10 protein-coding genes and 1 rRNA gene are annotated in these 13255 nt (G+C 70.0%); 8 read left to right on the forward strand and 3 right to left on the reverse strand.

Annotated elements, in window-relative coordinates; all coding sequences use genetic code 11:
• The 8 genes from rrf to E3T22_RS17870 all read left to right on the forward strand — a co-directional run.
• Positions 1-75 (forward strand): 5S ribosomal RNA (rrf, locus tag E3T22_RS17835); the annotation flags it as partial.
• A gap of 149 nt (positions 76-224) precedes the next feature.
• Entirely contained in the window at positions 225-1244 is a 1020-nt protein-coding gene (locus E3T22_RS17840) for an adenosine deaminase (RefSeq protein ID WP_134481258.1), read from the forward strand.
• The gene (locus E3T22_RS17845) at positions 1241-4867 is read left to right on the forward strand and encodes a bifunctional proline dehydrogenase/L-glutamate gamma-semialdehyde dehydrogenase (protein WP_088454888.1); all 3627 of its coding nucleotides are present in this window, start codon (positions 1241-1243) and stop codon (positions 4865-4867) included. The genes E3T22_RS17840 and E3T22_RS17845 overlap by 4 nt, the downstream gene beginning before the upstream one ends.
• 36 nt (positions 4868-4903) lie before the next feature.
• Positions 4904-5530 carry a hypothetical protein gene (locus tag E3T22_RS17850; protein WP_134481259.1) on the forward strand — a complete coding sequence of 209 codons (627 nt, stop codon included), beginning with the start codon at positions 4904-4906 and terminating at the stop codon, positions 5528-5530.
• A 219-nt stretch (positions 5531-5749) separates the two neighbouring features.
• Complete coding sequence (locus tag E3T22_RS17855) at positions 5750-6751, forward strand: 3-oxoacyl-ACP synthase III (RefSeq protein WP_088454890.1); 1002 nt, start codon at positions 5750-5752, stop codon at positions 6749-6751.
• Positions 6748-9453, forward strand: coding sequence for an alpha/beta fold hydrolase (locus E3T22_RS17860; RefSeq protein WP_134481283.1), 2706 nt, complete (start codon positions 6748-6750; stop codon positions 9451-9453). The genes E3T22_RS17855 and E3T22_RS17860 overlap by 4 nt, the downstream gene beginning before the upstream one ends.
• Positions 9450-10421 carry an NAD(P)-dependent oxidoreductase gene (locus E3T22_RS17865; RefSeq protein ID WP_134481260.1) on the forward strand — a complete coding sequence of 324 codons (972 nt, stop codon included), beginning with the start codon at positions 9450-9452 and terminating at the stop codon, positions 10419-10421. Before E3T22_RS17860 ends, E3T22_RS17865 begins: the two co-directional genes overlap by 4 nt.
• 336 nt (positions 10422-10757) lie before the next feature.
• Entirely contained in the window at positions 10758-11198 is a 441-nt protein-coding gene (locus E3T22_RS17870) for a YdeI/OmpD-associated family protein (protein ID WP_088454892.1), read from the forward strand.
• Between the two features lie 40 nt (positions 11199-11238).
• Here E3T22_RS17870 and E3T22_RS17875 read toward each other — a convergent pair whose 3' ends face one another.
• From E3T22_RS17875 to E3T22_RS17885, 3 genes are all read right to left on the reverse strand, one after another.
• Positions 11239-11601, reverse strand: coding sequence for a GntR family transcriptional regulator (locus E3T22_RS17875; RefSeq protein ID WP_088454893.1), 363 nt, complete (start codon positions 11599-11601; stop codon positions 11239-11241).
• Positions 11598-12566, reverse strand: a complete 969-nt coding sequence (locus tag E3T22_RS17880; RefSeq protein WP_134481261.1) for a hypothetical protein — start codon at positions 12564-12566, stop codon at positions 11598-11600. Before E3T22_RS17880 ends, E3T22_RS17875 begins: the two co-directional genes overlap by 4 nt.
• A gap of 70 nt (positions 12567-12636) precedes the next feature.
• Complete coding sequence (locus E3T22_RS17885) at positions 12637-13074, reverse strand: Lrp/AsnC family transcriptional regulator (RefSeq protein ID WP_088454895.1); 438 nt, start codon at positions 13072-13074, stop codon at positions 12637-12639.
• Positions 13075-13255 lie beyond the last annotated feature (181 nt).

Below are 13255 nucleotides of genomic sequence, written 5' to 3' on the forward strand. Positions count from 1 at the left end.
AACCCGGAAGCTAAGACTCTTTGCGCCGATGGTACTGCAGGGGGGACCCTGTGGGAGAGTAGGACACCGCCGGACTTAACTTAGAAACACACAGAAAAGCCACCCCACCGGGGTGGCTTTTCTGCGTTTAACCCCCACCCCCGGTTCCGCGAGTTTTCGGTGCTCAACTCACAGTTCGCGGACATGGCACGATGGGGACTCACCTTAATCCGGGGGAGAGAGCTATGACCGTCGCCACCTGGCCCGTCGCGGAACTGCACGTGCACATCGAGGGCACCCTCGAGACCGAGCTGCTCGTGACCCTGGCCCGACGCAACAACGTCGAACTGCCCAGCTACGACCCCGCGGCCTTGCGAGAGCTGTACAGGTTCACCGATCTGCAGTCGTTCCTCGACATCTACTACGAAAACCTGGCGGTGCTTCGCACCGAGGCCGACTTCTACGATCTCGGAATGGCGTACCTCACCCGCGCATCCGCCGCGGGAGTGCGCCGTGCCGAGATCTTCTTCGACCCGCAGACCCACTTGGCCAACGGCATCCCCCTCGACGTGGTGTTCGGCGGCCTCACCCGCGCCCTCGGCGACGCCCGAGCCACGCTGGGCATCTCCGCCGACCTCATCCTCTGCTTCCTCCGTCATCTGGGCGGTCGGGCCGCAATGGAGACCTTGGACGCGGCCCTCCCGTACCTCGACCAGTTCATCGGCGTCGGACTCGACTCCGCCGAGGTCGGTTTCCCGCCCTCCCTGTTCACCGAGGTCTTCGCCAAGGCCACGGCCCTCGGGCTGCACAGGGTGGCGCACGCGGGCGAGGAGGGCGGGCCGGACTACGTGCGCGAAGCCCTCGACCTGTTGGGGGTGGAGCGGATTGATCACGGCATCCGCGCCATCGAAGACCACGACCTCGTCGAGATTCTCCGCAAGCGGCAGATCCCGCTCACGGTGTGCCCGCTCTCGAATGTGTGCCTGCGGGCCATTCCGATGCTCGGCCTGCATCCGCTGCCCGCCATGCTCGCCGTCGGCCTTCTGGTGACCGTCAACAGCGACGACCCCGCCTACTTCGGTGGCTACGTCGATGACAACCTGGCGGCCCTGCAGCGCGAGTTCAGCCTGGATCACCACCAGATGGCGACGCTGGCCCGCAACTCGTTCGTGGCCTCGTTCCTGCCCGAAGATGAGAAACGCCGACACATCACGGCCGTGGACGAGCACCTTGAGGGGCTGCTGCGACTAACCTCGGGAGCATGAGCAATAGCCTCCCGAACGTGCAGCAGGACCTCGGTGTGGAGGTCGTGGCCCTGGTCACCAAGTGGCTGGCCGACAGTGCGACGATCCCAGCAGACGTTTCCGCTGAGCGGCTCGCCGGCGTACTGAAGGACCCCAACGGGCTCGACTTCACCGTGGGGTTCGTCGACGGCGTCATGCGACCGGAGGACGTGATGGTCGCCGGCTACAACCTGCAACGGGTGGCCAAGCTCGCGCCGGCCTTCCTGCCGCCGGTTCTGCGAGGCGCCATCGGCGTCGGCGGCGTCATGGGCCCGGTACTGCCGTGGGTCGTGATCCCGGCAGCCCGCAAGGTGCTGCGCCAGATGGTCGGTCACCTGGTGGTGGATGCGACGGCAGACAAGCTCGGCCCCTCCATCGAGGCACTCAAGGAATCCGGCAACCGGCTCAACATCAATCTGCTCGGCGAAGCCGTGCTGGGCGAGAAAGAGGCGCTGCGTCGCCTCGCCGGCACTCGCGAACTCCTGGCCAGGGACGACGTGGACTACGTGTCGATCAAGGTCTCCTCGATCGCCAGCCAGCTGTCGATGTGGGCGTTCGACGAGGCCGTCGACAGGGTCGTCGAACGCCTGACCCCGCTGTACGAGCTCGCCGCGGCGTCACCGACACCCAAGTTCATCAACCTCGACATGGAGGAATACCGCGACCTCGACCTCACCATCGCGGTCTTCGAACGCATCCTCGACCAGCCGCGGCTGCAGGGCCTCGAGGCCGGAATCGTGCTGCAGGCCTACCTGCCCGACGCGCTCGGCGCGCTGCAAGGCCTCACCCAGTGGGCGCACGCCCGCCGAGCCGGCGGCGGCGCCCCCATCAAGGTGCGCCTGGTCAAGGGGGCCAACCTTGCGATGGAGCACGTGGATGCGACGGTGCACGACTGGCCGCTTGCCACCTACGTCAGCAAGCAGGACACCGATACCAACTACAAGCGTGTGCTCAACTGGGCGCTCACCCCGCAGAACACCGACGCCGTGCGCATCGGGGTGGCCGGGCACAACCTGTTCGACGTGGCCTATGCGCACTTGCTCGCCGAGCAGCGCGGTGTAGACGACCGCATCGAGTTCGAAATGCTGTTGGGCATGGCCACGAGCCAGGCCGAGGCCGTGAAGAAGGACGTCGGCCGGCTGCTGCTCTACACGCCGGTGGTGAACCCCGCGGAGTTCGATGTGGCCATCAGCTACCTCATCCGCCGCCTCGAGGAGAACGCGAGCGAGGAGAACTTCATGTCGGCGGTGTTCGAACTGGCCGACACCCCGGCCCTGTTCGAGCGGGAGAAACAGCGCTTCCTCGACTCTCTGGCCGCCCTCGAGACCGCCCCGGGCGCGCCGGGCGGCACCGTGTTCGTGCCGCCGGCGAACCGGGACCAGGACCGCTCGGTGGTTGTGCCTCTCGAGCCCCTGCCCGACATCGACTCGCCCCCGCTGACGACCCCGCCGGCCGACGCCGACGACCCCAACCTCACCGCGATGGTGCTCGGCCTGACCCGGGGTTCGGTCTCCACGAGCCGGTCGGTTCTGGGCGGTTTCCACAACGAACCCGACACCGACCCGTCCCTCCCGGCGAACCGCGCCTGGGGCCGGAGCATCCTGGCCAGGGTCGAGACGTCGATGCTGGGCAGGGAGAGCATCAAGCAGGCCCGCATCGATGACGCCGACAGGCTCGATGAGGTCATCGCCACCGTCACCGCGGCCGGAGCCGCCTGGGGGCAGAAGCCGGGCATCGAGCGCGCCCAGGTGTTGCACCGCGCGGGTCTGGCCCTGGCCGCCAACCGCGACCGCCTGATCGAGGTGATGGCCTCCGAAACCGGAAAGACCATCGCCGAGGGTGACCCGGAGGTCAGCGAAGCCATCGACTTCGCGCACTACTACGCAGCACAAGCCCGCGAGCTCGACAGGGTGCAGGGCGCCATCTTCGTACCCTCACGGCTCACCGTGATCACGCCGCCGTGGAACTTCCCGGTGGCCATCCCGGCCGGCGGCGTGCTCGCCGCCCTTGCCGCGGGCTCCGGCGTGATCATCAAGCCGGCGGCTCTCGCCCAGCGCACCGGCGCCGTGATGGTCGAAGCGCTCTGGGAGGCCGGGGTTCCGCGCGAGCTTCTCGCCCTCGTCGACCTGCCCGACCGGGCTCTCGGTAGCCGGCTGTTGGCCCATCCCGACGTTGACAGGGTCATCCTCACCGGTGCCTACGAGACCGCCACGCTGTTCCGCGGCCTGCGAGAGGACCTCCCGCTCCTGGCCGAGACCAGCGGCAAGAACGCCATCATCGTCACCCCGTCCGCCGACCTCGACCTGGCCGCCGCCGACGTGATCAAGAGCGCCTTCGGCCATGCCGGCCAGAAGTGCTCCGCCGCCAGCCTGGTGATCCTGGTCGGGTCGGTCGCGCGGTCCACCCGATTCCTGGGCCAGCTGGTGGATGCCGCGACATCGCTCCGGGTGGGCCGCCCCGCCGACCCGGACAGCCAGATGGGCCCCATCATCGAGCCCGCCGACGGCAAGCTGTTACACGCGCTGACCGAGCTCGGCGCCGGCGAAAGCTGGCTGGTCAAGCCCCAGCTGCTCGATGACGACCTCGAGACCGGGGTCGGGCAGCTGTGGTCGCCCGGCATCCGCAGCGGCGTCGCCCCCGGCTCGTACTTCCACCTCACCGAGTTCTTCGGCCCGGTGCTCGGTGTCATGCACGCCCGGAATCTCGAGGAAGCCATCCGCTACCAGAACGCCGTCGACTACGGGCTCACGGCCGGGCTGCACTCGCTCGACGCCGACGAGATCGCCCAGTGGGTCGACACGGTTCAGGCCGGCAACCTCTACGTGAACCGCGGGATCACCGGCGCGATCGTGCGGCGACAGCCGTTCGGCGGCTGGAAGCGCTCGGCGGTCGGACCCGGCTCCAAGGCCGGCGGCCCCAACTACCTCTTCGGTCTGGGCGGCTGGGTCACCGATCCGGGAGTCAACAGCTCCACCCTGCACCTGCGGGGCCTCGAACAGCGCATCACCGATCTCATCGAGGCTTCTCAGCCGTCGCTGCCCTACGAGGAGTTCGACGTGTTGCGCCGCTCGGCGCTCAGCGACGCCCTCGCTTGGCGTGAGGAGTTCGACGTTGTCGCGGACGTGTCCGCGCTCGGGCTGGAGCGCAACCTGTTCCGGTACCGCCCGCTGCCGGTCACCGTGCGGCTGGGCGACGACGGCAGCCTGGCCCTGCTGTTGCGCGTGATCGCGGCCGGCCTGCTGTCCAAGTCCAGGTTCGTCGTCTCCAGCGCCGTGCCGGTGCCGCCGAGGGTGCGAGCGGTCCTCGCTCCCCGCGATATCCCCGTGATCATCGAGAGCGACGAGGAATGGCTGGCCAGGGCCGCCGCCGGCGGAATCAGCACGAGCCGGGTGCGGCTGATCGGCAGCGACCCGCAGGCCGGAGCCGCTGTTGCAGCCACGGCTTTCGCCCACGCCCTCGGCGGCAGCCCGGACATCGCCGTCTACGCGCATCCGGTCACCCAGTCCGGACGGGTCGAGCTGCTGCCGTTCCTCCGGGAACAGGCGATCTCGATCACCGCGCACAGGTTCGGCAACCCGAGCACCCTCACTGATGAGGTCATCTAGCGCAATAATGGCTGCGGTCGAAGGCGAGGTGATCCAGTGGCAGCACCGACGTTCCTCCGGCTGCGCCGTGAGGCCTGGGGATTCATCATCGGGTCGGTGCTTTTCATCGTGGGTGCCGTTCCCGGTTTTTTGGAAGCCGTCGGCCCGGTGGCCGACAACCTGACCTTTTTCATCGGCTCACTGTTCTTCACCCTCGCCGCGTTCATCCAACTCAATCTCAGCGGTCGGCGGCCGCCGCGCAGCACCACCAACCGGCCGGACCGGTTCGACTGGTGGGCCGCGGCCATCCTGTTCGCCGGCACCCTGTTCTTCAACCTGAGCACCGTGACGGCTCTGGCGGCCAGTCTCGGCGGCACCGAGCGCACCGGGTGGCGTCCGGATGCCTACGGGTCTGTCTGCTTCCTGCTCTCCAGTCTCCTCGCCGTTGTTGCGACCACCGGGCGAGATGCCCTGTGGGACCCGAAGGCCCGAACCTGGCGGGGTGCCTGGCTGAACCTCCTGGGGTCGGTGGCCTTCGGCATCGCCGCGGTCGGCGCGTATCCGATAGCGGAGTCCGGCCAACAGTTTCTGGCGAGCTGGGCTACTGTCGGCACCATCACGGGTGGTGCCTGCTTCCTGGTGGCCGCCGCCCTCACCAGACCCGGTACGCCACGCCTCTCCTGACCCTCCCCGAACCCGGGCGCGCGGCCCGGTGACGGCACCACCGTCAGAAAGGCTGATAATGGAAGGTAAGCGTCGCCGCATCCACCGACATCCGGAGCCGCTGTGGGCATCAGCTTACGCACGGTTGACACCCAGACTTCTGGGAGAAAATCGATAGGACATGATTTGTCGCCACCCATAACTCGACAGGGGACCCCGTTGGACGGAAACGCAACAACGATGCACCGCAATGTCGCGTTGTTGTCGGTCGCCACGACCATCGCCCCGCGCATCACCACCTCCGAAGAGATCGATGCTCGCCTGCAGCCGGCGCTCAAGCGACTGCGCCTGCCCAAGGGGCTGCTGCAGCGCGTCGCCGGAGTGCACGAACGACGCAATTGGGACGTGGGGCAGGCCTTCGACGACGCCGCCGTCTCCGCGGGCAAACGTGCCCTCGCTCAAGCCGGTGTCGATCCCAGCGAGGTGGGGTTGATGATCAACACCTCGGTCACCCGTAAGCACCTGGAACCCTCTGTCGCGGTGCGCATCCACCACGGACTCGGTCTGCCGTCGTCGGCCACGAACTTCGATATAGCCAACGCCTGCCTGGGCTTCGTCAACGGCATGACCCTGGCCGCCCAGCTCATCGACTCCGGCCAGATCAAGTACGCCGTGATCATCGACGGCGAGGATGCCGACGAGATCCAGACCAACACCATCGAGCGCCTCGGCCGGCCCGACATCGGACGCAAGGACTTCATGAGCGAGTTCGCCAGCCTCACGCTGGGCTCCGGCGCCGCTGCGGCCGTGCTCGGCCGGGCCGACGCGCATCCGGAGGGACACCGCATCCTCGGCGGCGTGACCCGGGCGGCCACCCAGTTCAACGACCTCTGCGTCGGCAGCGTCGACGGCATGTTCACCGACGCCAAGGCCCTGCTCAAGGGCGGCATGGAACTCGTCGTGTCGGCCTGGACCGAAGCCAAACGGGATTGGAGCTGGTCGAACATGGACCGCTACATCCTGCACCAGGTGTCTGATGTGCACACCAACGCCATTGTGAAGGCAACCGGCCTGGACCGCAGCAGGGTGCCGCTGACCTACCCCAGCTATGGCAATGTGGGGCCCGCCTCCATCCCGATCACGCTCTCCGAAGAGGCCGCTCGGCTCCAGCCCGGCAACCGGGTCCTGCTGATGGGCGTCGGCTCCGGCCTCAACACGGCCATGATGGAGATTCAGTGGTGAGCTTCCGGCTGCCGCGAACCGCGACGGCCCTCGCTCCGGCGAGCGTGCCGCCGAGCGGGCTGCCCGGCCTGGACCCGGACTGGTCCCGGATCGTCGATGTCGTCGAGAGCAGCCTGGCTGATGACGGCACGGCGCCAGGTGCCAGTCACGCCTGGCATCTGCTCGACAACGGCGAACAGCTGGCCGCGCTCGGGGCGGAGCCGGTCGGCACGATCCTGTGCGTGCACGGCAACCCCACCTGGTCCTACCTTTGGCGTGACCTCGTGGCCCAGGCCACCGCGGCGGCGACCACCGGCCGGCCGGCCTGGCGCGTCATCGCGGTCGACCAGCTCGACATGGGTTTCTCGGAGCGCACCGGCGTCGCCCGCCCGCTCGCCCGACGAGTGCGCGACCTCGACGACCTGACCCGTGCCCTCGGCCTCACCGGTCCGGTGGTGACCTTCGGCCATGACTGGGGCGGCGTGGTCTCCCTGGGCTGGGCCGTCGACCACCCCGAGCACCTCGCCGGCGTCATGCTGCTGAACACCGCCATCCATCAGAGCGACACCGAACCCATCCCCGCCCCGCTGCGCCTCGCGCTCGCCCGCGGTGTGCTCGGTGCCGGCACCGTGACCACCACGGCGTTCCTGGACACCACCCTCGCGCTCGGGCACCCGGCCCTGCCGGCCGCGGTCAAGAACGCCTACCGGGCGCCGTACCGCACCCCCGCCCGCCGCGGCGGCATCGGCGGCTTCGTCGCCGACATCCCGGTGGACGCCCGCCACGACAGCCACGCGGAGCTCGACCGCATCGCCGAGTCGCTCCGCTCGCTCACGGTTCCCGCCCTGCTGCTCTGGGGCCCGCGGGACCCGATCTTCAGCGACAGGTACCTCGACGACCTCAGCGACCGGCTGCCGCACGCCGCCGTGCACCGCTTCGAGGGTGCCGGACACCTCATCGCCGAAGACGTGGACTACGCCGGCGCCGCACTCGGCTGGCTTGCCGAGAGCCTGGTCGAGCTGAGCCCGGTGGTCGAGCTTGTCGAGACCCAGACGGCGCCTGCCGACGTACTCCAGCCCCTCTGGCACTACCTCGACGAGCTGCGGGACAGCGACGAGACCGCCCTCATCGACATGGCTCCCGGCAAGGGCGCCGACCCCCGCGTGGTCAGCTGGCGGCTGCTCTCCCGCCGGGTCCGCGAGATCGCGGCCGGTCTGCACCAGATCGGCGTGCGCCGCGGCGACCGCGTCTCCCTGCTCGTGCCGCCCAGCGCCGACCTCACCGCGGTGCTCTACGCGTGCATCCGCCTCGGCGCGATCGTGGTCGTGGCCGACGCCGGTCTAGGACTCACCGGCCTCACCCGCGCGGTCCGCGGCGCCCGCCCCGACCACGTCATCGGTGCGTTGCCCGGCCTGATGGCCGCCAGGGCCCTCGGCTGGCCCGGCCAGAGGATCTCCGTCAACCGGCTTCCCACCGCCAGCCGTCGCGCCCTCGGCGTCTCCTACGCCCTCGCCGATCTGATCTCGCTGGGCCGGGACGAAGAGCTTCCCGAACCGCCCCAGCCGGACGACGTCGCCGCGGTGCTGTTCACCTCCGGCTCCACCGGACCCGCCAAGGGCGTCGTCTACACCCACGGCCAGCTGTCGGCCGTCAGCCGTGCGCTGCACGCCCAGTACGGCGTCGGCCGCGGCACCGGCCTGGTAGCCGGCTTCGCACCGTTCGCTCTGCTCGGCCCGGCTCTGGGTGCCCGCTCGGTGACCCCGGACATGGACGTCACCGCCCCGAAGACGCTGACCGCCACCGCGGTCGCCGCCGCCGTGGCCGCGATCGACGCCACCGTCGTGTTCCTGTCCCCGGCCGCGCTGGCCAACGTCGTGGCGACCCAGGGTGAACTGACCCCGGCCGACCGTGCCGCCCTGGCCCGGGTGACGAGCTTCCTCTCAGCGGGCGCCCCGGTGTCCGAACCTCTGCTGGCCTCGGCCGCCGCCCTGATGCCCGGAGCCAGCGCCCACACGCCGTACGGCATGACCGAGGGCCTGCTGATGACCGACATCACCCTCGACGGCATCCGCGAGGCCGCCATCGACGACGAGGCGCGCGGCCCCGGCGGCGTCTGCGTCGGCCGCCCCACGGCGACCACCCGAGTGCGCATCAGCGCCCTCGACGAAACGGGAACCGCCGTCGGAGAGCTCTCCGAAGCTCCGCAGGTCACCGGCGAGATCGTGGTCTCGGCTCCGCACGTGAAGGACCACTACGACAGGCTCTGGCTCACCGACCAGGCCGCCACCCGCATGGTCACCCCCGGAGAGCGCTGGCACCGCACCGGCGACGTCGGTCACCTCGACGCCTCCGGCCGGCTCTGGGTTGAGGGTCGCCTGCCACACGTGATCACCACGCCGCACGGTGTCGTCACCCCCGTCGGACCGGAGTTAGCCGTTTCGGCCCTGGCCGGCGTCGACCGCGCCGCCGCCGTGGGCGTCGGACCGGCCGGCAGCCAGCAAATCGTCGTCGTCGTCGAGACTGTGCCGCCGGCCACCCGGGTCGGCCTGGCCGAGCCTGCGCTTGCCGCGGCGGTGCGCGGCGTCGCCGGCCAGCCGGTCGCGGCCGTGCTCGTCGTTCCGCACCTGCCCACCGACATCCGCCACAACTCGAAGATCGACCGCACGCGCCTGGCCGGCTGGGCGCACGGCATCCTCACCGGCGCCAGGCTCACCCAGCCATGAGGGTGCTCGTCACCGGTGCCAGCGGCTTTCTCGGCCGGGCTGTCGCGGCCGCCATCGTCGCCGCCGGCCACGAGGTGCGCTGCTTCCAGCGCCGGCCCAGCGGCGTCGCCGGCGCCACTGACGCGCTGGGCTCGATCACCGAGCCGGCCGACGTCGCCGCGGCCGTCGCCGGGGTCGACGCCATCGTGCACCTGGCCGCCAAGGTCTCCCTCGCCGGCCCGCCCGCCGAGTTCGAGACCGTGAACGTGGGCGGCACCCGCACCCTGATCGCCGCCGCCCGTACGGCGGACGTGCAGCGCCTGGTCTTCGTGTCGTCGCCGTCGGTCGCCCACTCCGGCGCATCCATCACCGGCAGTGATGCGCTACCCGCCGACCGCGACCACGCCCGAGGCGACTACGCCCGCACCAAGGCCGCCGCCGAGCTGCTGGCGCTCGCCGCGGACTCGGCCGAGCTGCGGGTCGTCGCCGTGCGGCCGCACCTGGTCTGGGGCCCCGGCGACACCCAGCTGATCGCGCGGATCGTGGAACGCGCCAGGGCCGGCCGGCTGCCGCTGCTCGGGCACGGCGCCGCTCTCATCGACAGCACCTACATCGACAACGCCGCCGGCGCCATCGCGGCCGCGCTCGAGCGGGTGGATGCCGTACACGGCAACGCCTACGTCATCACCAACGGTGAGCCCCGGCCGGTGGCCGAACTGCTGGCCGGCATTTGCGCGGCGGCGGGCGTTGCAGCACCGGCCTGGCGCGTGCCGGCGAGTGTCGCCCGTGCGGCCGGCTCCGTCATCGAGACGGCCTGGCGGGTGTTCCCGGGCGAGGATGAACCGCCGATGACCCGGTTCCTCGCCGAGCAGCTCTCCACCGCGCACTGGTTCGATCAGCGCCGCACCCGCGCCGACCTGCACTGGACCCCGGCGGTCTCCCTCGACGAGGGCCTGGCCCGCCTCGCCGAGTCCTACCGCACCGCCTGAGCCCTCGACTAACGGCGCCTGACCCGCACTGCGGCGCGTGCCCCGCAAAGCGGCGCGTGGCCCGCATAGCTCGGCGGGCGGGGTAGGCGCCGCTGCGCGGGTGGCACGCCACCCGCCTACCGGCGCTTGACCCGCATATCGCTCTCAAAGCCCCGGATGCCCCTGGCGCTACACCTGCACAGCGGCGCCTGACCCGCACAGCGCGCGCGAGCGGGGAGGCCGTGAGTCGCGCCAAGGTGCCCCTTCGGGCGTGCTGAAGGGGCGCAACGCCGCAATTCGCAGGCGATGCGCGCCGCGTGCTTGTCGACATCCGACCGACGGCGGCATACTCGCACCATGGACTTCCGCACCGTCATCGAGCAATCCGGTGCCACCGCCACGGGCATCCCCGTGCCAGAGGAGGTGGTCGCGGCGCTCGGCCCCGGCAAGCGGCACGCCATCACCGTCACCCTCAACGGGCACAGCTACCGCAGCTCGGTGGCACCGTACCGGGGCGCCTACATGATCGCCCTCAGCGCCGAGAACCGCATCAAGGCCGGGGTGGCGGGCGGCGATGAGGTGGACGTGACCATCGAACTCGACGATCAACCGCGCACCGTCGATGAGCCCGACGTGCTGCGGGCCGCGCTCGCCGCGGACACGGCAGCACGCACCGCCTTCGACGCCCTCTCCTACAGCAACCAGCGCAAGCACGTGCTCGCGCTCGAAAGCGCCAAGACCGACGCCACCCGTCAGCGCCGTCTCGACGCGGTTCTCGCTGAGCTGCGCGGTGCCTGACCTCAGCTACACGGTGCCGGACCACGCCCGCCCGGTCGGCTCAGCCCGGCAGCCCCAACGCCCCGCGCACGATGGTCAGTGCCTCACCGGGGTCGACCCCGAGCGATTTCGCCCGGTCGGCGTAGGCCACCGCGGCGAGCTGCATCTGCCGCTGCGTCGCATCCCCGGTGGCAGCCACGAAGGAACCCAGCCGCCCGCGCGTCTCGATCACCTCGTCCTGCTCCAGCGCACGGTAGCTGCGCGCCACGGTGTTGGGGGCGAGGCCCAGGTCTTCGGCCAGACGGCGCACCGTGGGCAGCTTGTCGCCGGGCGTCAGGGTGCCGGTGCGCACGGCCTCGATCACCTGGATGCGGATCTGCTCGAATGGGGGCGTGGTTGAGCGTGGGTCGACGACGAGTCTCACGGGCGGCCGCTCTCGACCGGAGCGGCTACTCCGTGTGTGCCGCGGCGCAGCTCCGCGGCCACGTCCGGCCAGAGCCGGGTGAGGTAGTGCGGCGGACGGCGTGACCCCATCGAGAGCAGAGCCACACCCACCGAGCCCATGACCAGTGGCACGATGGAAAAGGCCACAGACATGGCGGTTCCGGTTCCCGACGAGGGTGTCACCGCCGAGCTGACGGAGGTCAGCACCACGACCACACTGCAGAGCGCCCCCAGCGCGGGAGTCTGCACCAGTGCACGCAGCGTCCAACTGCGGAGAGCGTCGGACCACGCCAACTCCATGTCGTTGCCGGCGGGCTGGCCCCGCCCCACCAAGCGAGTCGACAGGATGCGGCCGACTCCGGCCGATGCGAGCGAGATGATCCACAGCACAAAGCCGGGCCACCACAGAGAAGGGATGCTCGCGTCACTGAGCGCGTCGTCGGGACCGACCAGGATCAGCGCGGCCACGGCGGCCAGTGCCACTCCGCTGACACCCATGGCAACGGGACCGCACCAGAGGTCGACGGTGGAGAGATAGTCCGCACGGCGCGGCGTGGGCGCCCGCGCCACGCGAGGACGATCGCCGAGCGAGACGAACGCCGACCTGAACTCCGCAACGCACAGTCCGACGGCGCCACCCAGGCCGGTCAGAACGATGAGCATCAGCCCGGACCATATGCCGCCGTCCGGTGATTCCGGTAGCGCGATAAGAGAAGCTATCGAAACGAGCAGAGCGATCAGGGTGCCGACCAACACGCCGCGGGTCCGCGAACGGATGCGCGCGATCAGGACAGGCTCGACCTCCGGTGTGATGGCCAGGCCGGCGCGTCGGGCGGTATCTCGCAGCGCATCCGGGCGAATGACGGCACCTGGCCGAAGCTGCCACGCGAAGACGACCGTCAGCAGTCCGGCCACGACCAGCAGGGTGATCTCGTACGCGTCCACGGGCATCCTCGTTTGTTTGGTATTTGTACCAAGCTAACAAGCCGGGGTGCGCCCGTCAAGGGCCGTGCGGCTACTCCGCGCTGCGGTGGATCAGCCTGGTGAGCACGATGGCACTCCGGGTGTGGTCGACGTTCGGGGCCAGCCGCACCTTCTCCAGCGCCGCCTCGAGGCCGGGGATGTCGCGGGCCCGGATGTGCACGATCGCGTCGGCGCTGCCGGTCACGGTGCCGGCATCCACGACCTCCGGCACGCCGGAGAGGATGCGCAATAACTCGTCGGGCGCGACGGTGCCCCGGCAGAACAGCTCGACGTAGGCCTCGGTGCTCATGCCGTCGATCGACGGGTCGACCTGGATGGTGAAGCCGCGGATGACCTTGTCGGCGACCAGCCGGTCCACGCGGCGTTTCACCGCGGAGGCAGAGAGGCCCACGATAGAACCGATGTCTCCGTAGCCCGCCCGGGCGTTCTGGCGGAGAAGGTCGAGGATGCCGCGATCGAGGTTGTCCATTCGACCAGTGTACGCGCCGAAGTTGCGTGCGCGCCGCTTACAACGCGCATTACATGCGCCGATTCGCACGAAACGTTGATTCATGCTGTGTGAGACTAGAACCGGCGTCCCTGTGTGATCGGCCTCACCGTTGTACAGGGCTCACGAGAGCGACCTGGTCCGCCACCCACCCGCGTTCCGC

This window comes from Cryobacterium sp. TMB3-10 (assembly GCF_004402305.1).
In the GTDB taxonomy this organism is placed as follows: domain Bacteria; phylum Actinomycetota; class Actinomycetes; order Actinomycetales; family Microbacteriaceae; genus Cryobacterium; species Cryobacterium zongtaii.

Excerpts from the sequence above, each read along its gene's own strand:
- E3T22_RS17840 (WP_134481258.1), top strand. The coding sequence starts at position 225 with ATGACCGTCGCCACCTGGCCCGTCGCGGAACTGCACGTGCACATCGAG.
- E3T22_RS17845 (WP_088454888.1), top strand. The coding sequence starts at position 1,241 with ATGAGCAATAGCCTCCCGAACGTGCAGCAGGACCTCGGTGTGGAGGTC.
- E3T22_RS17855 (WP_088454890.1), top strand. The coding sequence starts at position 5,750 with ATGCACCGCAATGTCGCGTTGTTGTCGGTCGCCACGACCATCGCCCCG.
- E3T22_RS17865 (WP_134481260.1), top strand. The coding sequence starts at position 9,450 with ATGAGGGTGCTCGTCACCGGTGCCAGCGGCTTTCTCGGCCGGGCTGTC.
- E3T22_RS17870 (WP_088454892.1), top strand. The coding sequence starts at position 10,758 with ATGGACTTCCGCACCGTCATCGAGCAATCCGGTGCCACCGCCACGGGC.
- E3T22_RS17885 (WP_088454895.1), bottom strand. The coding sequence starts at position 13,074 with ATGGACAACCTCGATCGCGGCATCCTCGACCTTCTCCGCCAGAACGCC.